The 21,689-nt window shown below is 46.9% G+C and carries 21 protein-coding genes, 2 rRNA genes and 1 riboswitch (1 of these 24 running past the window's edge); of the genes, 21 read left to right on the forward strand and 2 right to left on the reverse strand.

What is annotated here, in order from left to right; genetic code table 11:
* The 3 genes from F4V51_RS00055 to F4V51_RS00065 form a co-directional block, all read left to right on the forward strand.
* A 23S ribosomal RNA gene (locus F4V51_RS00055) occupies positions 1-1,964 on the forward strand (it extends 962 nt beyond the left edge of the window).
* 73 nt (positions 1,965-2,037) lie between these two features.
* Positions 2,038-2,154: ribosomal RNA gene (rrf, locus tag F4V51_RS00060) — 5S ribosomal RNA — on the forward strand.
* Positions 2,155-2,355: 201 nt separating this feature from the next.
* A complete protein-coding gene (locus tag F4V51_RS00065; protein WP_236146670.1) occupies positions 2,356-2,796 on the forward strand; it encodes a hypothetical protein in 441 nt (146 codons plus the stop codon).
* A 644-nt stretch (positions 2,797-3,440) separates the two neighbouring features.
* On the opposite strand, the gene F4V51_RS00070 is transcribed toward F4V51_RS00065, so the two are convergent.
* Entirely contained in the window at positions 3,441-3,965 is a 525-nt protein-coding gene (locus F4V51_RS00070) for a hypothetical protein (protein ID WP_153976412.1), read from the reverse strand.
* Positions 3,966-4,419: 454 nt separating this feature from the next.
* Between F4V51_RS00070 and F4V51_RS00075 the strand changes: the two genes are divergently transcribed.
* The 12 genes from F4V51_RS00075 to rsmI all read left to right on the forward strand — a co-directional run bounded on the left by F4V51_RS00075 (position 4,420) and on the right by rsmI (position 13,878).
* Positions 4,420-4,605, forward strand: coding sequence for a sigma factor G inhibitor Gin (locus F4V51_RS00075; protein ID WP_095293335.1), 186 nt, complete (start codon positions 4,420-4,422; stop codon positions 4,603-4,605).
* Between the two features lie 282 nt (positions 4,606-4,887).
* The gene (locus tag F4V51_RS00080; RefSeq protein WP_153976413.1) at positions 4,888-6,567 is read left to right on the forward strand and encodes an aminotransferase class I/II-fold pyridoxal phosphate-dependent enzyme; all 1,680 of its coding nucleotides are present in this window, start codon (positions 4,888-4,890) and stop codon (positions 6,565-6,567) included.
* Positions 6,568-6,780: 213 nt separating this feature from the next.
* A complete protein-coding gene (locus tag F4V51_RS29445; protein ID WP_227780169.1) occupies positions 6,781-7,152 on the forward strand; it encodes a CidA/LrgA family protein in 372 nt (123 codons plus the stop codon).
* On the forward strand, positions 7,128-7,820 hold the full coding sequence (locus tag F4V51_RS00090) for an LrgB family protein (RefSeq protein ID WP_153976415.1): 693 nt from the start codon (positions 7,128-7,130) through the stop codon (positions 7,818-7,820). The genes F4V51_RS29445 and F4V51_RS00090 overlap by 25 nt, the downstream gene beginning before the upstream one ends.
* Before the next feature lie 227 nt (positions 7,821-8,047).
* Positions 8,048-8,695: a dTMP kinase gene (gene tmk / locus F4V51_RS00095; RefSeq protein ID WP_153976416.1), complete on the forward strand. Its 648-nt coding sequence runs from the start codon at positions 8,048-8,050 to the stop codon at positions 8,693-8,695.
* A 59-nt stretch (positions 8,696-8,754) separates the two neighbouring features.
* Positions 8,755-9,084, forward strand: coding sequence for a cyclic-di-AMP receptor (locus F4V51_RS00100; RefSeq protein ID WP_017691391.1), 330 nt, complete (start codon positions 8,755-8,757; stop codon positions 9,082-9,084).
* Between the two features lie 284 nt (positions 9,085-9,368).
* Positions 9,369-9,812 carry a YaaR family protein gene (locus tag F4V51_RS00105; protein WP_153976417.1) on the forward strand — a complete coding sequence of 148 codons (444 nt, stop codon included), beginning with the start codon at positions 9,369-9,371 and terminating at the stop codon, positions 9,810-9,812.
* Positions 9,813-9,821: 9 nt separating this feature from the next.
* Positions 9,822-10,793 (forward strand): DNA polymerase III subunit delta', encoded by a 972-nt coding sequence (gene holB, locus F4V51_RS00110; protein WP_153976418.1) that lies wholly within the window; start codon positions 9,822-9,824, stop codon positions 10,791-10,793.
* Between the two features lie 117 nt (positions 10,794-10,910).
* Positions 10,911-11,711, forward strand: coding sequence for a PSP1 domain-containing protein (locus F4V51_RS00115; protein ID WP_095293342.1), 801 nt, complete (start codon positions 10,911-10,913; stop codon positions 11,709-11,711).
* A 28-nt stretch (positions 11,712-11,739) separates the two neighbouring features.
* On the forward strand, positions 11,740-12,108 hold the full coding sequence (gene yabA, locus F4V51_RS00120) for a DNA replication initiation control protein YabA (protein ID WP_095293343.1): 369 nt from the start codon (positions 11,740-11,742) through the stop codon (positions 12,106-12,108).
* 99 nt (positions 12,109-12,207) lie between these two features.
* Complete coding sequence (locus F4V51_RS00125) at positions 12,208-12,996, forward strand: tRNA1(Val) (adenine(37)-N6)-methyltransferase (RefSeq protein WP_153976419.1); 789 nt, start codon at positions 12,208-12,210, stop codon at positions 12,994-12,996.
* Complete coding sequence (gene rsmI / locus F4V51_RS00130; RefSeq protein WP_153976420.1) at positions 12,997-13,878, forward strand: 16S rRNA (cytidine(1402)-2'-O)-methyltransferase; 882 nt, start codon at positions 12,997-12,999, stop codon at positions 13,876-13,878.
* A 280-nt stretch (positions 13,879-14,158) separates the two neighbouring features.
* Here the strand turns inward: rsmI and F4V51_RS00135 are convergent, their stop codons facing one another.
* Complete coding sequence (locus F4V51_RS00135) at positions 14,159-14,413, reverse strand: AbrB/MazE/SpoVT family DNA-binding domain-containing protein (protein ID WP_024633700.1); 255 nt, start codon at positions 14,411-14,413, stop codon at positions 14,159-14,161.
* A 318-nt stretch (positions 14,414-14,731) separates the two neighbouring features.
* On the opposite strand from F4V51_RS00135, the gene F4V51_RS00140 reads away from it, so the two are divergent.
* The 6 genes from F4V51_RS00140 (at position 14,732) to yabG (ending at position 21,607) form a co-directional block, all read left to right on the forward strand.
* The gene (locus F4V51_RS00140) at positions 14,732-16,009 is read left to right on the forward strand and encodes an HD domain-containing protein (RefSeq protein ID WP_153976421.1); all 1,278 of its coding nucleotides are present in this window, start codon (positions 14,732-14,734) and stop codon (positions 16,007-16,009) included.
* Between the two features lie 311 nt (positions 16,010-16,320).
* Entirely contained in the window at positions 16,321-17,091 is a 771-nt protein-coding gene (locus F4V51_RS00145) for a TatD family hydrolase (RefSeq protein WP_193725063.1), read from the forward strand.
* A gap of 242 nt (positions 17,092-17,333) precedes the next feature.
* A riboswitch (cyclic di-AMP (ydaO/yuaA leader) is annotated at positions 17,334-17,587 on the forward strand.
* 271 nt (positions 17,588-17,858) lie between these two features.
* Entirely contained in the window at positions 17,859-19,043 is a 1,185-nt protein-coding gene (locus F4V51_RS00150; RefSeq protein ID WP_153976422.1) for a resuscitation-promoting factor, read from the forward strand.
* Between the two features lie 152 nt (positions 19,044-19,195).
* Positions 19,196-19,741, forward strand: coding sequence for a ribonuclease M5 (gene rnmV, locus F4V51_RS00155; RefSeq protein WP_153976423.1), 546 nt, complete (start codon positions 19,196-19,198; stop codon positions 19,739-19,741).
* Positions 19,742-19,754: 13 nt separating this feature from the next.
* The gene (gene rsmA / locus F4V51_RS00160; protein ID WP_153980509.1) at positions 19,755-20,648 is read left to right on the forward strand and encodes a 16S rRNA (adenine(1518)-N(6)/adenine(1519)-N(6))-dimethyltransferase RsmA; all 894 of its coding nucleotides are present in this window, start codon (positions 19,755-19,757) and stop codon (positions 20,646-20,648) included.
* Positions 20,649-20,710: 62 nt separating this feature from the next.
* Positions 20,711-21,607: a sporulation peptidase YabG gene (yabG, locus tag F4V51_RS00165; protein ID WP_153976424.1), complete on the forward strand. Its 897-nt coding sequence runs from the start codon at positions 20,711-20,713 to the stop codon at positions 21,605-21,607.
* Positions 21,608-21,689 lie beyond the last annotated feature (82 nt).

A 21,689-nucleotide genomic window follows, 5' to 3' on the forward strand; every position in this document is an offset into this window, starting at 1 on the left:
CCGAATGCCATAGACTTACTTCCGGGAGTCAGACAGTGAGTGCTAAGATCCATTGTCAAAAGGGAAACAGCCCAGACCATCAGCTAAGGTCCCCAAGTGTGTGTTAAGTGGGAAAGGATGTGGAGTTGCACAGACAACCAGGATGTTGGCTTAGAAGCAGCCACCATTGAAAGAGTGCGTAATAGCTCACTGGTCGAGTGACTCTGCGCCGAAAATGTAACGGGGCTAAACACACCACCGAAGCTATGGCTTGATCTTATGATCAGGGGTAGGGGAGCGTTGTATAAGGGTTGAAGGTGTACCGTAAGGAGCGCTGGACATTATACAAGTGAGAATGCCGGTATGAGTAACGAAAAGATCAGTGAGAATCTGATCCGCCGAAAGCCTAAGGGTTCCTGAGGAAGGCTCGTCCGCTCAGGGTAAGTCGGGACCTAAGGCGAGGCCGAAAGGCGTAGTCGAAGGACAACAGGTCGAAATTCCTGTACCACCGTAAATCGTTACGAGCGATGGGGGGACGCAGTAGGGTAGTGACGCAGACTGATGGATGTCTGTCCAAGCAGTAAGGCTGATGTGTAGGCAAATCCGCACATCTAAGGCTGAGCTGTGATGGGGAGTGAAAATTACAGTAGCGAAGGTCATGATCTCACACTGCCAAGAAAAGCCTCTAGCCAGATGAAGGTGCCCGTACCGCAAACCGACACAGGTAGGCGAGAAGAGAATTCTAAGGCGCGCGGAAGAACTCTCGTTAAGGAACTCGGCAAAATGACCCCGTAACTTCGGGAGAAGGGGTGCCCCGGTAGTGTGAATAGCACGAGGGGGCCGCAGTGAAAAGGCCCAAGCGACTGTTTAGCAAAAACACAGGTCTGTGCGAAGCCGTAAGGCGAAGTATACGGGCTGACGCCTGCCCGGTGCTGGAAGGTTAAGGGGAGCGGTTAGGGAGCAATCCCGAAGCTGTGAACCGAAGCCCCAGTAAACGGCGGCCGTAACTATAACGGTCCTAAGGTAGCGAAATTCCTTGTCAGGTAAATTCTGACCCGCACGAATGGCGTAACGACTTGGGCGCTGTCTCAACGAGAGATCCGGTGAAATTTTAATACCTGTGAAGATGCAGGTTACCCGCGACAAGACGGAAAGACCCCATGGAGCTTTACTGCAGCTTGATATTGAATTTGGGTACGATCTGTACAGGATAGGTGGGAGCCTTTGAAGCGTGAGCGCCAGCTTGCGTGGAGGCACCGTTGGGATACCACCCTGATCGTATCTAGGTTCTAACCTGGTGCCCTTAGCGGGTACGGGGACAGTGTCAGGTGGGCAGTTTGACTGGGGCGGTCGCCTCCTAAAGAGTAACGGAGGCGCCCAAAGGTTCCCTCAGAATGGTTGGAAATCATTCGAAGAGTGCAAAGGCATAAGGGAGCTTGACTGCGAGACCTACAAGTCGAGCAGGGACGAAAGTCGGGCTTAGTGATCCGGTGGTACCGCATGGAAGGGCCATCGCTCAACGGATAAAAGCTACCCTGGGGATAACAGGCTTATCTCCCCCAAGAGTCCACATCGACGGGGAGGTTTGGCACCTCGATGTCGGCTCATCGCATCCTGGGGCTGAAGTAGGTCCCAAGGGTTGGGCTGTTCGCCCATTAAAGCGGTACGCGAGCTGGGTTCAGAACGTCGTGAGACAGTTCGGTCCCTATCTGTCGTGGGCGTAGGAAATTTGAGAGGAGCTGTCCTTAGTACGAGAGGACCGGGATGGACGTACCGCTGGTGTACCAGTTGTTCCGCCAGGAGCACCGCTGGGTAGCTATGTACGGACGGGATAAGCGCTGAAAGCATCTAAGCGTGAAGCCCCCCTCAAGATGAGATTTCCCAGTATGTAAGACCCCTTGAAGACGACGAGGTAGATAGGCTGGGGGTGGAAGTGCAGTAATGCATGGAGCTGACCAGTACTAATCGGTCGAGGGCTTATCCAAATTGCAGGTTTTAGTCGCAAGTTTCGTTTCGGATCTAGTTTTCAGAGAATGATCTCTGAGTATAGCAGCATCGTTTGGTGGCGATGGCGGAGGGGTTCCACACGTACCCATCCCGAACACGACCGTTAAGCCCTCTAGCGCCGATGGTACTTGGACCGAAGGGTCCTGGGAGAGTAGGACGCTGCCAAGCAAAGAACCACTGCCGAAGATACTCGGTGGTGGTTTTTATTTGTTTTTAAAGCTGTATTAAGCGAATGCAAGCGTCATCAGAAGGTAACAGTATTGTTACAGAATATAAGTAGGAAATCAGTATAATAGGACTATGTTAAATATGCTAAAAGTACCTGACCACAGAGCTGTGAAATGTGCAGCTGTGAAAAGGAGGGTGTGTGTGTTAAGTTGGCGGAGACTTGGGCTTTATTCATTTCTTATGATTGGTTTGTTGGGTGTGCTTACAGGATGCGGTGATGCTGGACCTTCCTGGACTTCATATGAAGGCGCAGTCAACGAGAAGAGTTTCCCTGTACCGAAAGTAGCGAATAAATCGGACCAATCCGGAAACAATTCGGAGATGGACTATGTTCGATATACATTGTCTGGTATTAGTGAAAGTACCAGCTTGCCTGAAGTATATCTAGACGAGATTAAAAGCTGGGGCTGGACGGAGACACAAGCCAAGAGTACATCAAATACCTCAAACTCTCTTCGTGTGTTTGCTAAAGAGGGGCATATTGTGCATCTAGCTGTACATGATGGATTCTTTACGCTAATGGTACCTCGGAATGATACTGCGACAACAACGGTGAAATCCCTTGCTGACGATGAAGAGTAAGAGTACGGTTTGTTTTGTAACATTGTAATGTTCAGACGATACAAGTTCCCGTAAGTCTACGGGGGCTTTTTTTATTTCAGGAAGAGGAGATACTGTACGTTGCTGTAGGAGTCTAATGGATTCCTTTCTAGAACCTGGCCTAAGATAAGATGCGTTGAGCTTCATAAGCTGCCTAGTTACTGCACGTACTCCATGGGCTCCATGGAAGTCGATACTCCTATATAAGAGGGAGGATCATAAAGCAGCATTTATGAGCTTGTACGGATCTCAGTTATGGGAGAGCAAGACACTAGATAATGCGTAAAGACATGAACTGAGAATAGGTTTGCGGCGAAGAGAAGTAGGTATACTGCTTAATGGGGTACCGTTTAAACGGCTACAATGTCTGATCAATAGGTAGAGGATAGAAACGGGAATAAAATATGTGGGGATAACCTTGATAGCTTGTACCCATGCTGTGGATAAAAGGAAGGTAACCTAGAACGAACAAGGTTATCCACAGTGGATAACCTTGTTCGTTGTTAAAGAGTAGGAGAATGCTCGATGGCTTACGAAGATCATAGTTCATTTTCTAAGTCAAGTTGGGAGCATGTTTTATGTATAGCACTCGTGCATATTACTTTTTCATAAAAGAGGTAAAGACGTTATTGCAGATAGTACGAAACGTCCTCTTCATTTAGTTTAATTAATCCGTCTTTGCGTTCACGTGAGAGAATCATAACCACGTACAGACGAGGGAAGAGCAGCCACAGATGCCAGAAAATCAGTGATAGCGTGAAGGACAGCGGAGACCAGATCAAGCAAACCGTAATGATACATAGTCCAATCCAGCTCATGTTCAAATGTACTCTGACAAACATACGGTAGCTAAAGTGCTGATCCGGAATATAACCTAGCCAAGGCATGTGGAAGTTCCAGCGCCAGCGTTTGGCATAAGAGGCACGAACCAGAAGCAATACGGTTCTGGCAATGACGTAATGAATCCATAGGGTGATCGGCCCTGCCAGCAGAAAAAAGAAGAGGCCGGTCCAGGAGAATGCCAGTAAATTAAAGAAGAGCATAATGATAGGCAAGCTCAGATAGCTGTAGATGACACTGCGGGCAATAGCCTTTTTTTTCAGAAGCCGGTATTGATAAAATGTAGCTTTATTCTCCGGTTCAGCGGTCATACGATTACAAATCCTCCTTCTGGGATCACGTTTCGGGTGTGGACGTATGCTTTTACGTTGTTGTCATGCAAATGATCCATATGCGTATAGGAACCTTGGAAGCGCTATAGGGATGATGTACAAGTTTAGGAGTAGGAGACCTCATACAAGTATATCCACGAACATCCTGGCTGTCAGGTTCTGATGTATTATATATCGGCTGAAAATCAAAGTTTTTTTAAGATTATAGAATATTAGTTTTTAGTCATAAGAGGGAGGATATAACCATACGGGAAGCATCCGTGCAGAAAAGTACGAGCGGTATGCGATTTGTTGAACTTTTGAATCGGTACAGACACCCAATGGGGGGTGGGCGAATATATATATTTTACAGAAAGAAAGCACTATGAAAAGGTTTAAAATAATAGAAACTGTGCAATACTGATAGTAAACGTAAAACAAGGTGGGATGGTTGATGGAAGAACATACCGAACACACATGTATTATCTGCGAACAGAAAAAAAGAGAAGGCATTTTTATTGTATCTGAATTTATATGCGATGCTTGCGAAGCAGAGATGGTTCATACTGATGCACAGGATGCCAAATACAATTATTTTATACACCAAATGAAACAGATTTGGGTGCAAAAAAACGCATAATGACCATAAGCCGAAATATCCATTGATGTAGGTGTATTCAGGGGCCCATAGGGCCTTTTTCTGTTTTATATAGGGGATTATAGAACAGAGGATCAGGAAGAGCCGTGGATTCGGCAAAAAGACTGATATAATAAAAATGAGGAGCAGAAGAAGAGTAATCTTGTGCTTTTCACTGAATACCTAATTGAGAGAGGGACAGTTCGCAAAAGAGCCATTATTATAATAGGAAGTTAAAGAGCAAATGTGAATCCAAATTTAATGATTATATAGGAAGGTAATTCTATGAAATACAAACCATATCATGCTCCTTTGTACGAGGCTCTGCTTCATTACCAGGATTCGGGGAATCGTTCTTTTCATGTGCCTGGGCATAAGAATGGACAAGCTTATCGAGGTTTAATGAATCCAGAAAATAGGAAGCAGCACGAAAGTTCTGATGTTATGCCAACGGAGGCCTTTCTGGACATGATGCAGTTGGATGTAACGGAAATAACCGGTACGGATGATCTGCATCATCCAGAAGGGGTGATTCTGGGAGCTCAACAGCTGGCTGCTGATTGTTTTGGTGCGGAGGAGAGCTTCTTTCTTGTGGGCGGCAGTACGGCTGGTAATTTGGCTATGCTGCTTACAGTGTGTGATGAGCCACAAAGTATCGTGCTTGTCCAACGTAATGTACATAAATCAGTCATTCATGGTCTGATGCTTGCTGGCGCCAGAGCTGTATTTCTGGAGCCGCATGTTGATCCATCCAGCGGACTTGCCGTTATGCCGTCGGCACAGACGGTTAAGGCTGCTGTCCAGGCATATCCTGAGGCAAAGGGGGTACTTGTTACTTTGCCGAATTATTACGGCATGGGCGCTGATCTGACGCCTATAGCCGACATATGCCACGCTGCTGGCATGCCACTGCTCGTGGATGAAGCGCATGGCGCGCATTATGGACAGCATCCAGAGCTGCCTGCTTCAGCCCTGTCATGCGGAGCGGACGGGGTGGTGCAGTCGACCCATAAGATGCTGTCTGCCTTCACCATGGGAGCCATGCTGCACATTCAGGGACCGTTGTTGAATCGGTCCCTGCTGAGGCAGCGCCTGGCCATGGTGCAGAGCTCAAGCCCATCATACCCTGTGATGGCTTCGCTTGATCTTGCGCGCCGGCTGCTGCAAGTGCAGGGCGCAGACACCTTCACGGCGGGGCTTGCCGCCGTGGATGCCTTCAAGCGCGGCCTTGCAGAGCTGCCGCGCTTGAAGCTGCTGCAGCCTGTGCAGGCGCTGCAGCAAGAGCCGCCAGCCGAGGCAGAGCCGGCTGCTGGCGGTAAACAGGCCGCCGATGCATCGGGGCGGCCCACAGCACCTACCGCGGCGGCGATGGCATCTGCCGCGGGCTATACCGCTCAGGACCCGTTCAAAGCCGTCATATATGACGGGGCGGGGGTACTGAGCGGTTATGGGCTGCAGCAGCAGCTGGAAGCATACGGCTGCGTGCCCGAGATGAGCGACGAACGGTACGTCGTCCTGCTCTTCAGCCTTGGCTCAACGTTAAGTGACGCTGAGCACCTGCTGCATGCGTTAGAGCACATTAGTCAGGCTAATGAGAATGAGCTTAGGCAAGGCTTGAATGAGTCATCAGCGCAAGCTGCGAAGAAGGCAGTTCACTATATTTCCACGTGGAACAATTTACAAGATACGTCCGTGGAGACCGTCTCAGAGCCTATTTCGTTTTCCTTGCAATCTATATCAGAAAAAGATACAGCAGAAGTTAAACTGGAACACTGTGCAGGCTATCGATCCGCTGAGATGATTATTCCTTATCCTCCTGGAATCCCAATTCTATATGCCGGGGAACGAATAAGTCCTGCTGCAGTAAAACGTATACAGCTTCTGAGGGACGAAGGTGCGAGGTTTCATGGCGCAGCGGATGGTACTCTTCGATCATTGAAGATCATAAAGGAAGGGCAGAAGTGAAGTTAAACCAAAAAGTGTGGGGATGATACTTACTACTCATTACGTACTCACTAACTTTATTCACTAACTCTTTCTTTCATTAACTCATCACTCAATCATTCTATTATTCGTAACATCTAAGACATCATGTGCGGTCTGAACATAAGAAAGAAGGGAATTATTTTGGATATTCCGATAAAGAAATATACAGGAATAGTCCTGCAAGTCATGTTAATGTATGGCTTTTATTGGATAGGAACCTGGATACAGTCTATATTACATCTACCTTTAACAGGCAGCATTGTGGGCATGCTGCTATTGTTCATGGTCATTCAAATGGGTTGGATCAGAATCAGCTGGGGAAATGAAGGTTCATCCTGGCTCCAGTCCAATCTGCAGTTATTGTTTATCCCACCTACGGTAGGCATCATTAATCACTTTGATTTTTTTACTGCAAGTACAATCCTGCTTGTGTTGGGATTGATCCTCAGTACCCTAATCACTTGCTTGCTATCTGCCAAAATTGGTGAGTGGCTCATGACGTGGATAAGATCGCATCGAGACAAGAAGGAGGCGATCCCATGTCAGCATTCATCATCGGAATAGCTATGATTGCTCTGACTGTGGCCTTGTATATCCCGGCGACTCGTTTATATAAGCGGATAAAGTGGCCTATTCTCATGCCAGTACTCACAACAACGGCAGTCATTGTAGTCATTCTGCTTATTACAGGAATTAAACTGGATACCTATATGCTGGGTGGCAAATGGATACAGGATCTTCTGGGGCCTGCGGTCGTTTCCTTAGCCTTCCCTTTATCCAAACACATGGATGTGCTGAAACGGAACGTCATTCCCATTCTGGGTGGTACGCTTGGAGGAAGCATCGTAGGGATGTTTACCGGAGCATCGGTAGCTCTGCTGCTTGGTTACCCCAAAGATATCGTGATCGCCTTACTGCCAAAGTCAGTCACTACACCTGTTGCCATCCAGTTGGCAGATCAGGCAGGAGGCAATGCTTCATTTACGTCCTTATTTGTAATGATTGCCGGTTTTTCGGGGATTTTACTTGGGCCGCTGATGATGAAATGGATTCGAATAAAGGATAATAGTGCCTATGGCATTGGACTCGGTTCAGCTTCTCATGCACTTGGTATGGCCAGATCTTTTGAATATGGCGAGAATGCTGTAGCATTAAGCTCCGTCTCCATGATTGTCAGTGCGATAGCCGGATCATTGTTCCTTCCCTTATGGGTATCCATTATCTATGGTTGACCGGTTATCTCTATTGAAAATATTGGCGGAATAGCTGACCGCTATCGCTTGATCATGTATAGTATTATAGTAAGAAGCTTGTACAATATGGCCCAAGCGACGATACCATGATCATGAACATACACCTCTGGGCGTGTCATTTCATAATCTGAAGTAGAAAGATCAGAGCCATATAACATTCACAGCAGAGTAAGATGCCATTATCGACATAGAAAGCAGGGAAGCATATGCAGGGCAGAGGTAAATTCATTACGTTGGAGGGGGGAGAAGGGTCCGGTAAAACGACGATGATCAGCAGATTGGGTTCTTACTTCGAGGAACAGGGTATACCTTACGTAGTTACTCGGGAACCTGGCGGGATCGAGATCGCGGAGAAAATACGTGCTATTATCCTTGACCCTCTCCATACGGCAATGGATGCGCGTACCGAAGCACTGCTCTATGCAGCTGCACGCAGCCAGCATTTAGCCGAGAAAGTGGAACCGGCGCTCAAGGAAGGCAAGACGGTCATCTGCGACCGCTTTGTCGACAGCAGTCTGGCATATCAAGGTTATGCACGCGGGCTCGGAATAGAGAATGTCTGGGCCATTAACCGGTTCGCAATAGGTGAGCTCATGCCGGATGTTACACTATATCTGGACATCGAGCCTGAAGCAGGTCTTGCCCGGATCGATGCCCACGATGGACGTGAGGTAAACCGTCTCGATCTAGAGAGTCTGGAATTCCATCGTAAGGTTAGGGAAGGGTACTTCCTTTTAAAGGAACAATTCCCGGAACGAATCCAGGTTATTGATGCTTCCAGACAGCCTGATGAAGTCGCAGCAGCATTGATTTTGTCGCTGGAGACAGGGATTTTGAAGGATTTTGGCGAGTAATTGTCTAATATATAGACAGGGCATTTCTAAGGTGCTTATTCTGAAGGAGGTTATGCAGGATGAAACTGATTGTTGCGATTATACAGGATAAAGACAGCAACCGATTATCCAGCGCATTGGTCAAAGCTAATTTTCGGGCAACGAAATTGGCCAGTACCGGTGGATTTTTGAAGGCAGGCAACACGACGTTTATGATCGGTGTCGATGATGGTCAAGTCGAGTCCGTAATGAATGTCATTCGCAGCAGCTGTAAGGTTCGTGAACAGCTCGTGACTCCGGTCACACCGATGAGCGGAACAACCGACTCTTACCTGCCGCTGCCTGTTGAAGTCCAAGTGGGCGGAGCTACTGTGTTTGTTCTGCCAGTGGATCGTTTTGAACACTTCTAATCATGCGTTTTGTGTCTATGATGCAAAATGATTGCTAGTGTTCTTAGGCGACTTATATGCGTCCTTCCTGATAGCAGGAATCGGCGCTTTCCGTCCGAAATTAGGCCATCTTATGAAGGGAATGCTTTCTTTCGGGCGGAAGTTGATTACCAAGCAGGTTAATGGTGGCAAGTTTTATCTACCATTATATATAGAGACTCATACAAGGGTATCTTCCACGCACAGGCGCAGCGCGCACTGTGCTGATGGTCGATGGTCTACTATAATAGAAAGCGGGCATATCGATGAAAATCAATCCTGGATTTAGACCGATGCAGAGCGGAATCAATTCTACTGACTCCAGTTCCAAACCGGTTCAATCCAAAAGCTTCTCTGACATGATGAACCACCAGGGCGAACGAGCCTCACAAGCCGAGCTTAACCGCCGACTAAGTGAAATTCAGATGCAGGGCGATCGCTTGGCTCGTTCCATGACGATTCGTGAACTGAAAGCATACAAGCAGCTTGTCAAAAGATTTCTGGAAGAAACGGTTCGCCGGGGTGTATCCATGAAAGAGACCAGAGGATGGGATCGACGGGGCAGAGGCAAAAGATACAAGTTAATTGATGAAATCGACTCTGCGCTGTTATCCATGGCTGATGAACTGCTCGAAACAGAAGAAGGTAAGATCACGTTATTACAACAAGTAGGAGAAATTCGGGGAATGCTTATTAATTTAAGCTTCTGAGGAGGAAGTATGTCCTTTCAACAAATTATGGGTCAGCAGGCAGCCAAGCAGATGTTGCAGAGCAGCTTGAGACGCCAGGCAATCAGCCATGCGTATTTGTTCAGCGGGCCAGCAGGTAGCGGGCAGCTTAAGACAGCGGTCACGTTTGCCAAAGCCATATTCTGTACAGAGCTTGAAGATGATGCCTGCGGACAATGTCTGGAGTGCCGTAAGGTCGAGCATGGTAATCATCCGGATTTAACGATGCTTGCACCAGATGGAAACAATATTAAAATTGATCAGATTCGGGATCTGCAGCGTATTTTCTCATACCGTTCAGAGGCTGGCCATCCCAAAGTTTATATTATAGAACAGGCAGAAAAAATGACCGTACAGGCAGCGAATAGTCTGCTGAAGTTCCTGGAAGAGCCGCAGGTGCCTGCGGTAGGAATTCTGATTACCGATAATGGCCAAGCCATGCTGCCGACCATCCGCTCACGCTCACAGCTTGTTCCTTTCAGTGCACTGAATCCTGAAGAAATGCTGCAAGCTTTGATTGCGGAGGGGCATCCGGCCAATCTTGCACGTTCAGCGGTTCATTTGGCGTCAGGACTCGAATCATGTAGAGAAATTCTCCAGCAGAATTGGTTTGCAGAAATTAGAAACGTAATGTTACAATTAGGGAAGGAGTCCCTGGGCAGAGGCAGCACATCATTAATCTCTGCACAGCAGAAGCTTTTTAAAACCGGACTCTCAGAACATCTGGATGTTATGCTAAGTCTATTCCATTTATGGTTTAGGGATATGCTGTATGTCCAGCACGGTAGGCATGAACATATCGTTTTTATAGATCAGTTGGACATGCTGTCTCAGTTGGCTAATACCCGCAGCACGGAGCAGTGGGTGTCCTATATGGATTTGGCCGCAGCATGCAGAAAAAAATTGCGTTTCAACGTCAATGGCCAGCTTTGTCTGGAGCAATTTTTGATCGGTTTGGCATAAGGCTGGGGAGAGGACAGTTTTTGTTCCATTCATATGCAAACGGTTATTACTTCGGAGGGTTCCTAAGAAGACAGGGCTTCAGACGAAGTGGGATTGGCTTACAAGGGGGTTAATTTTTTGTATAGTGTAGTGGGTGTCCGTTTCAAAAAAGCGGGCAAAATTTATTACTTCGATCCCCTGGACCTTCCCATTGAGAAAGAAAACTGCGTTATCGTGGAGACAGCGCGGGGGGTAGAGTACGGTAAGGTAGTTGTTGGCAAGAAGGAAGTAAGCGAGTCCGATGTGGTGCTGCCACTCAAAAAGGTCATTCGGGTTGCGGGAGATACAGATGCCCGTGTGGTGGATGAGAACAAGCGGGCAGCCAAAGAAGCATTCGGTACTTGTTTAAATAAAATCAAAGACCATGGCCTCAAGATGAAGCTGGTCGATGTGGAATTTACGTTTGATCGCAACAAGATCATTTTTTATTTTACAGCTGAAGGAAGAGTGGATTTCCGGGAGCTGGTTAAGGATCTGGCAAGCATTTTCAGGACACGGATCGAGCTGCGGCAGATTGGTGTACGGGATGAGGCCAAGATGCTTGGAGGAATCGGACCTTGCGGCCGTGTATTATGCTGTTCTTCCTGGCTGGGAGACTTTGAGCCGGTATCCATCAAGATGGCCAAAGATCAGAGCCTGTCACTGAATCCGACGAAAATTTCAGGGTTGTGCGGAAGACTCATGTGCTGTCTGAAATTTGAGCATGATAACTATGAAAGTGTGAGAGAAGAACTGCCGGCTGTAGGCAAGTTGGTCGTCACCTCTATGGGTGAAGGGAAAGTTGTCGGCATCAATGCCGGTAATCGCACAGTCCATGTTCAACTGTTCGACATCAGTAAAGTCAAAGAACTTCCGCTGGATGACGTCGTTATCAAGTAAACCATAAAGGTTGCTTCGGGGTGGAAACTTGGAAAAGAAAAATCTGTTTACGCACATTCATGAAATGGAAACCCAATTGGGTCAGTTGCACAGTGATTTAGGAGAGTTAAAAATGATTGTCAAAGAGCTGCTTGAAGATAATCAGCGGCTTACGATTGAGAATGAGCAGCTACGCAAACTGCTCAAGCGTGAGGCTCCGGTAGATCTGCCTGTTTCATCTGCTCTGGCCCCAGCTGCTAGACCGGCAGGTCCAGCTACAGGTGAAGATGTGGTAGGTGAAGGATATGATAATCTGGCCCGGCTGTATCACGAAGGATTCCATATCTGCAATGTCTATTACGGACATTTGCGGACGGAAGGCGATTGTCTGTTCTGCCTGTCTTTTTTGAATAAATGAAGTGACCGTAGGGAAGATCCCCTACGGTTTTTTTTCAAGGTTATAGACCTAAACTAAAGCTAAAATGCGATATAGAGTACCGGAGGATGAACGTATCATATGACAGCCAATGAAGCTAAAGAAGTAATTTTGCATGAATCAGAACGGATTGATGATCTGCTCTCTCATGATTTGAGAATCATCCAAAGTGATGAAGTATTCAGTTTTTCCATGGATGCCGTATTGCTAGCACGATTTGCTTCTGTTCCTAAACGAGGCCGTGTACTCGATTTATGTACAGGAAATGGGGTTGTTCCCATTCTGCTGACAACGCGTACGCAGGCTACCCTGGAAGGAATCGAGATTCAGCCAAGGCTGGCTGATATGGCACGGAGAAGCGTGAAGCTGAATGCTCTGGACCAATCGATCACAATTCATGAAGGCGACCTGCGGGAACTGGTGAAACGGACAGGACATGCTGTCTATGACGCGATTACTGTGAATCCGCCATATATGCCGCTGAATGGAAGTGACCTTAAAATGAATACACACCAAGCCATGGCACGTCATGAGTTGGGATGTACATTGGAGGAAGTAATTCAGGCATGTAATCGTCTCGTGCGTAATGGAGGAAAGGTATCCATGGTTCACCGCCCTCAACGGCTCGGGGAGATTATCTCTCTGATGAGGGAGTACAGGCTTGAGCCGAAGCGGATCCGAATGGTTCATCCACGCGCTCACCTCGAAGCCAATATGGTGTTAATCGAAGCGCTGAAGGATGGCAAACCCGAAGTGCGCATGCTTCCGCCCCTCATTGTCTACAATGAAGAAGGAACCTACTGTGATGAAATTATGGATATTTATTACGGATCACAACAACCAACGGGTACTACGGAAGGAGGAGTGTAAGTGACACTGCACATTCAAAAAAGTTATACGGAAACCCATGATGGTCAGGGTAAATTATATTTGGTTGGAACACCGATTGGGAATCTGGATGATATGACATTTCGAGCAATTAAGACACTGCAGAGTTGTGATATTATTGCGGCAGAAGATACAAGGCAAACCCGAAAGCTGCTCACTCATTTTGAGATCACCCCTTCCATGTTGTTTAGTTATCATGAACATAATAAGGCGGCAAGTGGCCCTGAACTGATACGCTATATAATAGAAGGAAAAAATTTGGCACTGGTCAGCGATGCTGGTTTGCCAGCCATTTCAGACCCGGGTTCTGATCTGGTACAACTAGCCATTGAGGCAGGAATTCATGTTATTCCGATTCCGGGTGCCAATGCAGCATTGTCTGCTCTAATTGTATCCGGACTACCGACGGAACGCTTTACGTTCGGCGGCTTTTTGCCGCGCGAGAAAAAGGATATGCGAAAAGTGCTGGAGGGTTTTGACGAATCTAACGGTACCTTGTTGTTTTATGAGTCTCCGCATCGTATTCGCAAAACGTTGGTCAATCTGGAAGAAATTCTGGGGGATCGTTCGGTTGTGCTGGCTCGTGAGCTGACGAAGCGACATGAGGAATTTGCACGTGGCACGGTTCGCGAGTGCATAGACTGGCTGGAGGAGCATCCGCCGCTTGGAGAGTACTGTTTGCTTGTAGAAGGCATTAAGGAACAGGAGCGTAAAGCAGAGCGTGAAGCCTGGTGGCAGCCATTGTCCCTGGAGGAGCACGTCAGCCACTATGAAGGCGAAGGACTTCACCGCAAAGATGCGATGAAAAAAACAGCAGCAGACCGAGGGTTAACGAAACGTGATGTATATAACGCGCTGATCTAATCCTCTGCATGATCCAAACATACGGTTAAATAGGGGAACATAACCTGAAAAGTTTCTTATTGGAAACCTTAGCGAAATATTAAAAGCCCAAGGCGGTGTAAAAATTTTTTTTGGATTTTTCGCCGCTTTCCAAGTTATAGATGAGCTGCATCAGGGTTTGTCCCAAATGGGGTAATAAAAAAAAGACCTTCCAACGGTGGGGTTCACACCGGGAAGGCAAGTAAGGAATATAAAAAGGTTAGAATTAACAATTCAATAAGTCCATTATACCTGAAATTTCTTATTTTGTCACAGGTGCAGGAATTTCGGAAATACATTCGTTACAAACAATTTTACCTTTGAAGTATGTAACGTTCTCAGCGTTACCACAGAAGATACAAGCTGGCTCGTATTTTTTCAACATGATGCGCTCACCGTCAACATAGATTTCCAGAGCATCTTTTTCACCGATACCCAGTGTACGGCGCAATTCGATTGGAATAACTACCCGTCCCAGTTCGTCTACTTTTCTAACAATACCTGTTGATTTCATCATTATAATCAGTGCTCCTCTCAGCTACTTATCTTTGTCATTATTCGACATTATTTTATGTTTTATGATACTCATCATACCAACGATTCCCAAAACAGTCAACCTTAAAATTAGCTTAAAATTAAGGCTGTTTTTGATAAGATTACGGTTGGCAAGGGGTTAAGGGCGATTTTTCATATTTAAACCTCAATGTCAGGTTTGTCGATTTGGAAAACATTAAAAGTACCTTATTCGACAAAATTCGTCATTATGTGTCGAATAATTGGGCTAATTAAGGCTGAAAGCGACAAATACAACTCAAAAACAAGGGAGCGAAGCGACATGGAACAGCGTTTAACCGAAGAGAAAGTGTTTAAAGATCCGGTACATAATTATATTCATGTGCAAGATCCGATAATATGGCAGTTGATCAATACCCCAGAGTTTCAGCGCTTGCGACGGATCCGTCAATTGGGAACATCCTATCTGACTTTTCACGGTGCTGAACACAGCCGGTTTTCACACTCATTGGGCGTTTATGAAATTACACGGAAGATTATCTCTCAATTTGAAAGAAGTCACTACTCCGATTGGCCTAAGGAAGAAAAAGCCGTTGCTCTCTGCGCTGCATTATTACATGACTTGGGTCACGGGCCATTCTCTCACTCCATTGAAGAAGCCTTCGACATGAATCATGAGGACTGGACCTGCCGAATTATTCTTGGCGATACCGAGGTGGGGGCGATCCTGAGACGGTATGCTCCCGATTTCCCGGAGAAGGTGGCATCTGTAATTCAGAAAACATATGAAAAGCCAATCGTCGTGAATTTGGTCACTAGCCCGCTTGATGCAGACCGGATGGACTATTTGCTTCGGGATGCTTACTTTACAGGTGTAAACTACGGAACCATCGACCTTGACCGCATTCTGCGAATGCTTCGTCCTTATCACGGAAGAATTGTAGTCAAGGAATCCGGTATGCATGCCGTAGAAGATTATTTGATGTCACGTTACCAGATGTACTGGCAAATTTACTTCCATCCGGTGACCCGAAGCTCCGAAATTATTCTGAGACAAATATTTAAGCGTGCAAAAGAGCTGGTAAAGCAGGGGTTCCCATTCCGTTTCATGCTGGAGCCGTTGCCGCAGCTGTTTGCAGGAGTGCTCTCTGTTGATGAATATCTGCAATTGGATGAGGCTTTAATCCAGACCACATTCATGCAGTGGCGTAAAGAGAACGATTCTGTTCTAAGCGAGTTATGCGAACGTTTTATGGATCGCAGGTTGTATAAGTATGTAGAGGTTGAACAGATCGATGTGGAAACGATTGAAGAAATTCGGGATGCCTTTGCCAAAGCTGGTCTTCATTCCGAATATGACCTGGAAATTGATTTTCCGACGGATCTTCCGTATGATGTTTTTCGTCCGGATGAATCAACAGACAAACAGATTCTGCTGCTGGATAGACAGGACAAGTTGCATGAATTATCCGAGGTTTCGGACATCGTCCGTTCAATCAGCGGAATACATCGGGGTAAGCATCATCTGTACTATCCGCAAAACAAGGTGGACGCCATCATTCACGAGCTGCCATCTCATATTCGCCCATACTTCTCATGATCATGAAGTGAGCTGTGAGGAGTAAAATTATTACAAATTAGCTATGGCAGAAAGAGTTTCTATTTCGAGATATTATCATGATACAGTAATCTGCTTTAATGGAGAGTATATGTAGATCGACATAATTTTGTAATGTACACTTTTTTTGAACAAATTAAGGTGAGAAGGGCTCCTATATATAGTAGAAATTAAATTTGTTAATTCCACATGTTGTACTCTGAAAAATCAAATGATGATGATAAAATGAGTGCATTTTATAGAATTTTGATTGGGATCGAAAACAGTTATTCGACAGGAAGGGAGAAATACAAATGATGTTATTCGACACACATACACACCTGGATGCACCGCAATTCGACGAGGACCGCGAGGAGATGATTCAACGTGCTGTTGACGCCGGGGTTGGCCGTATGATCAATGTTGGTTTCAACCGGGAGACCATTCCATCCACGATGAAGCTTGCCGAAACGTATGATTTTATATATGCTGCTGTAGGCTGGCATCCTCAGGATGCCATTACGATGCAGGAGGGCGATCTCGAGTGGATTGCGTCTCTGTGCAAACATGAAAAAGTCGTTGCCATAGGCGAAATTGGCCTGGATTATTATTGGGACACTTCACCGAAGGATGTGCAGCATCGTGTTTTAAGACAACAGATCGGACTGGCTCGTGAACTCAATATGCCTATTGTCATTCATAATCGCGATGCTCATGAAGATATTGTCAGAATTTTGCGTGAAGAGAAAGCAGGAGAAGTCGGGGGTGTGATGCACTCTTTCTCAGGAAGCTGGGAAACGGCAAAACTCTGTCTGGATCTAGGGTTCCATCTATCCTTCGGTGGACCAATTACGTTCAAAAACGCCAAGCAGCCAAAAGAGGTACTGGCGAAGGTGCCAATGGACCGATTTTTCATTGAAACCGACTCCCCATATCTTACACCACATCCTTATCGTGGAAAACGAAACGAAACAGCGCATGTACGTCTGGTTGCAGAAGCAGCTGCGGAAATTAAAGGCATTTCGGTAGAGGAAATTGCTGCAATAACGACCAAAAATGCCATGGAACGATTTGGGATTCGTTAAAAAACGAAGCAAATGCGGTGAAAAAGAGAGGTAGACGGAGCGAATTTGCTTTTTGATCCAAATAAATGAAGAATATTACAATATTTTAACCAAATATTTAGAAAAACGTACTTGAACAACGCTTTACAACATGCATCGAAACAGGATATCATCTTTTCAGTGAATTGTTGTGAGGAAAATTGGACAGATGTTCGGGGGATGAACAAAGGGACACTTTCCGATGACACAACAATACTTTTCATGAACCGATCTCGCTGAGTCTCCGTTAACGGAGAGCGGGGGAACCAATAGGGCTTAAACATCAGTGTAAGTAGCTGATGCGCATCGTTCGCTGACCCAAAAGCAGCGGATGCATTTGCGAAGCACTATTTGATTTCTTCTTTGGGTCTCGGGGTGAATTCAAGGGCATCCGCCATGAGCGGGTGACCGGAGATAGGGCGGCTCTCTTTCGCCCGAACCCGACAGCTAACCTCGCAAGCGGAAAAAGAGAGGCAACCTCGTGCATGAATTTCCGATATTCAAAATCATTCGGAAGCCACGAAAGAGTTCCTCTTACACTCTTTCTTTGGCTTTTTTGTTTTTGAATAAAAGAAATAAGGTCATCATACGGTAAGAATTCAGGTGGTGACATCATGTTGCGAAGAGTGGTTCATGGTGCAGAACCGGTCATTGAGATATCGATCAGTTCTGTAGAAAATTTGGTATAGTCGCGTCAAAGACATCATGCATTAACTTTAGACGGCGAGGCTATGAAGGAGGACGGAGAAGTGGGCACATTCCAACCAGAAGAGACCCATGAGTCACGATCATCCAGTAAGTCTTACGCGTTGCGGTGGAAGCATGAGAACATGCGTCAAATGGCACTGATCGCTATTTTCTCAATCGCGCTTACAATCATGATCTTGTTAGTCGTTTACGGTCAAGCCGGGAAACAAATTTCGCTGGTTATTGATGGCAAAGCTCAAGCGGTAGAGACTCGTACAGGAATGCTTCAAGAAATGCTGGAGGAGCAATCAATCACAGTCAGCCCCCATGATGAGGTATCCATGCCTTTGAACGGGGCAATCGCAGATGGAGACCGCATCGTTATTGAGCGGGCCGTTCCAGTCAACATTACGGCAGACGGAGACACCAAGACTCTGTATACAACCGATTCATCGGTAGAAGATGCAATTCAGAAATCTGGAATTGAAGTTGCAAGTGAGGATAAGGTTTATCCTGCGCTCGCAACACCAATCAAGGCAGATATGAAAATTCGCGTAGTGCGTGTAACAAAGCGTACAGTGGAAGTGGAACAGCCGATTGCGTACAAAGTAATCAAAACGGCTGACCCTAGCTTGTACAAAGGTGACAATCGCGTCATCGTAAACGGCAAAGAAGGTACACTTGTACAGCATATCGAAAAGGTGTTCCAGGATGGAGAGTTAGTCTCCAAAAAGATGGTGGGCAAATCGGTATCGACCAACCGTGTCGATAAAGTTATTGCTGTCGGAACCAAAGCAAAACCTGTTGTGAAGAAGCCGGAGATTCAGACGGTATCGGCCCAAACCTCCACAGCAAAGAAAGAAACGACAACGAACTCGAAGAAAACCGCTGCATCAGGCAGCAAAGTGATTACCGTCTCAGGCACTTCTTTTAAATATTCCAAAGTACTTAAAAATGTATCGATGACCGCGTACTCTTCTGAGGAGCCTGGCATTGGTACAAAAACAGCTTCCGGTACCCGGGTAACTGAAGGACGGACCATTGCGGTCGATCCAAAAGTGATTCCGATCGGCTGGTGGGTGTATATTGAGGGCCTCGGCTTCCGTCGTGCGGAAGATACTGGCGGCGCCATTAAAGGCAACAAAATCGATGTGTATTATGACAGTGTAAAGCATGCCCTGAATTTCGGACGTAAGAAAGGCAAGACGGTATATGTGATCGGTCCGGTTAAGCCGGAAGCGAACTAAAATCGTTTTACTTTGAAATGGGAATGCTATAAAATAGTTGCATGAATGAATCATGCGGAATATGCGGCGGTGGAGTCTGAATAGGCTCGCCGCCGTTTGGCAGAGAAGAGGATATTCCTCTTCTTTTTGCGTTAGAAAGGAAGAAATGGAACATGATAAAAGAAGTCATTGTGGTAGAAGGACGCGACGATACCGTCGCCATCCGGCGGGCTGTTGAGGCAGACACCATAGAGACCGGCGGATCAGCCATTAACCAGCGAATCCTGAAGCGAATTGCACTGGCACAGGAAAGACGCGGTGTAATTGTTCTTACCGACCCGGATCATGCCGGTGAGCGCATTCGCAAAATCATTGCAAACAAGGTTCCAGGCTGCAAACATGCTTTTATTCCGGAAGCGGACGCAACCCGCAAAGGGGATATCGGGGTCGAGAATGCCTCACCTGAGGCAATCCGCCATGCGCTGGAGCGTGTGCATACCTCGTACGAGGGTGTACCGAGCCAGATCGATTGGGATGACTTGATTGCAGCAGGACTGATTGTGCACCCGCAGGCAGCTGCAAGGCGTATGGAGATGGGGAATCTGCTCGGCATAGGTTACTGCAACGGAAAGCAGTTCCACAAGCGGCTGGGTGTATTCCAAATTAGCCGGGAAGAGTTTTCTGCAGCATTATCGCAAATTGAACGTGAAGGATTGTGAGCGTATGAATGGCATGGATGAGACTTTGGAAATTGCAACACCCAAGCGAACGAAAGAGATAATTCAGAGACACGGTTTCTCCTTTAAAAAAAGTCTAGGTCAGAACTTTCTGATTGATCAAAATATATTGAACAAAATTGTAAATGCAGCAGATCTGGACGAGTCCAAGGGCGCACTCGAAATCGGCCCGGGGATTGGAGCACTTACGGAGAGACTGGCCCGAGCAGCCGGCCCTGTAACCGCGGTGGAAATCGATCAGCGTTTGTTACCGATCCTTGGAGAAGTAATGGAGCCTTATCCCAACGTTCGGATACAGCACGGCGATGTGCTGAAGCTGGACTTGGCAGAGCTTTTCCGCACAGACTTTGCTAGTGTGGGCAAGGTAAGTGTTGTAGCCAATCTGCCGTATTATGTGACGACTCCTATTATGATGAAACTGCTGGAAGAGAAACTGCCGGTAGACAGCATTGTTGTTATGATCCAGAAGGAAGTAGCAGAACGTATGGCAGCTGCACCCGGCTCGAAGGACTACGGAAGCTTGAGCATTGCTGTCCAATATTACAGTGTGCCTGAATTGGTTTGCATTGTGCCGCCAACCGTATTTATTCCGCAGCCCAATGTGGAATCAGCTGTCATCAAGCTCAAGGTTCGTGAGCAGCCCCCTGTCGAAGTGCCGAGTGAAGCGCACTTTTTCGAAGTGGTACAAGCCTCGTTTGCCCAGCGCAGAAAAACCATCTCGAACAATCTGAAAGCTCGCTTCTTCACCAAGGAGAATCGAGAGCAGGCGGATCAGTTACTGGAGCAGGCTGGCATTCAGCCGTCCAGACGGGGTGAGACACTTACTCTGCAGGAATATGCGGCGCTAAGCACGGTAATGTGGGATGCAGGAATTCGTGCCGGCCTGTAAATAAATTCGGATGAACCAAACCGGGTCTTTGCCCATACGATGGGGTAGAGGTGATTATGTTGATGAATATCGGAGACTTGGTCGTTCGTAAGTCATACGGTGGAGATGTGACTTTTCGGGTGGAAGGCCTCCAGTTGGATAGCGCGGTCATTAAAGGGACCGAATTCCGGCTGCTTGCCGACTCCCCGGTGGACGATTTGATACAGGTTCCTTATGAACCGCAGAGTGCCAAGACCAGGCAGGCACATGTAAAAGCGCATCAGACACTCTCCAGGCTGCAGCAGAACCGGATTGAACAGGCGGAGCGCAACCGTGAAGGCCTGACGCTGGACTGGGCTGCACAGCGGGAGCCGGCTTATTTTGAAATGCCAGGCAAGGTGCTCCACTTGGATGGGGATCCAAATTACCTGAAGAAAAGTATGGCTCTCTATGAGCAGCTTCGTGTCCCGGCAGAGGGTCAATATGTCCATGAGTCAGCCATGGCTGATGCCCTGTATCGTCTTCTTCCCAAAGTTCAGCCTGACATTGTAGTCATTACGGGCCATGACGGAGTTCTGAAGACCCGTCAGCCTTACGACTTATACAGTCTCGGAAGTTACAAGAATTCGCAAAATTTTGTGGCAGCGATCCAGGTTGCAAGACAATATGAGCGCCATTTGGATGCACTAACGATCGTTGCAGGAGCATGTCAGTCCCATTTTGAGGCACTTCTGCGGGCAGGTGCGAACTTTGCCAGCTCACCAGGCCGAATTCTGATCCATGCCCTTGACCCTGTATATGTGGCCGCCAAGGCAGCCTTTACATCCGTTAGGGAAACGGTAAATATGAATGATATTCTGCATAACACGATTAGCGGCAGCCAGGGTGTAGGTGGTGTCGAAACACGCGGCAGTTACCGCGTTGGCCTCCCTGGTTTGAACGATTTATCTACACTTAAAGTTAACCCATCAGTCATCTGATATAGGTCAATTAAAGTCCCAATTTGGGGCTTTTTTCATTTGCAAAAAAATTCATTGACAGCAACTTTTCCATGCTGATATA

It is taken from the genome of Paenibacillus xylanilyticus, assembly GCF_009664365.1.
In the GTDB taxonomy this organism is placed as follows: domain Bacteria; phylum Bacillota; class Bacilli; order Paenibacillales; family Paenibacillaceae; genus Paenibacillus; species Paenibacillus xylanilyticus_A.

What these genes read in the sequence shown, in the direction of transcription:
- F4V51_RS00070 (WP_153976412.1), bottom strand. Translation starts at nt 3,965, where the DNA reads ATGACCGCTGAACCGGAGAATAAAGCTACATTTTATCAATACCGGCTT.
- F4V51_RS00075 (WP_095293335.1), top strand. Translation starts at nt 4,420, where the DNA reads ATGGAAGAACATACCGAACACACATGTATTATCTGCGAACAGAAAAAA.
- F4V51_RS00080 (WP_153976413.1), top strand. Translation starts at nt 4,888, where the DNA reads ATGAAATACAAACCATATCATGCTCCTTTGTACGAGGCTCTGCTTCAT.
- F4V51_RS29445 (WP_227780169.1), top strand. Translation starts at nt 6,781, where the DNA reads ATGTATGGCTTTTATTGGATAGGAACCTGGATACAGTCTATATTACAT.
- F4V51_RS00090 (WP_153976415.1), top strand. Translation starts at nt 7,128, where the DNA reads ATGTCAGCATTCATCATCGGAATAGCTATGATTGCTCTGACTGTGGCC.
- tmk (WP_153976416.1), top strand. Translation starts at nt 8,048, where the DNA reads ATGCAGGGCAGAGGTAAATTCATTACGTTGGAGGGGGGAGAAGGGTCC.
- F4V51_RS00100 (WP_017691391.1), top strand. Translation starts at nt 8,755, where the DNA reads ATGAAACTGATTGTTGCGATTATACAGGATAAAGACAGCAACCGATTA.
- F4V51_RS00105 (WP_153976417.1), top strand. Translation starts at nt 9,369, where the DNA reads ATGAAAATCAATCCTGGATTTAGACCGATGCAGAGCGGAATCAATTCT.
- holB (WP_153976418.1), top strand. Translation starts at nt 9,822, where the DNA reads ATGTCCTTTCAACAAATTATGGGTCAGCAGGCAGCCAAGCAGATGTTG.
- F4V51_RS00125 (WP_153976419.1), top strand. Translation starts at nt 12,208, where the DNA reads ATGACAGCCAATGAAGCTAAAGAAGTAATTTTGCATGAATCAGAACGG.
- F4V51_RS00135 (WP_024633700.1), bottom strand. Translation starts at nt 14,413, where the DNA reads ATGATGAAATCAACAGGTATTGTTAGAAAAGTAGACGAACTGGGACGG.
- F4V51_RS00140 (WP_153976421.1), top strand. Translation starts at nt 14,732, where the DNA reads ATGGAACAGCGTTTAACCGAAGAGAAAGTGTTTAAAGATCCGGTACAT.
- F4V51_RS00145 (WP_193725063.1), top strand. Translation starts at nt 16,321, where the DNA reads ATGATGTTATTCGACACACATACACACCTGGATGCACCGCAATTCGAC.
- rnmV (WP_153976423.1), top strand. Translation starts at nt 19,196, where the DNA reads ATGATAAAAGAAGTCATTGTGGTAGAAGGACGCGACGATACCGTCGCC.
- rsmA (WP_153980509.1), top strand. Translation starts at nt 19,755, where the DNA reads ATGGATGAGACTTTGGAAATTGCAACACCCAAGCGAACGAAAGAGATA.
- yabG (WP_153976424.1), top strand. Translation starts at nt 20,711, where the DNA reads ATGAATATCGGAGACTTGGTCGTTCGTAAGTCATACGGTGGAGATGTG.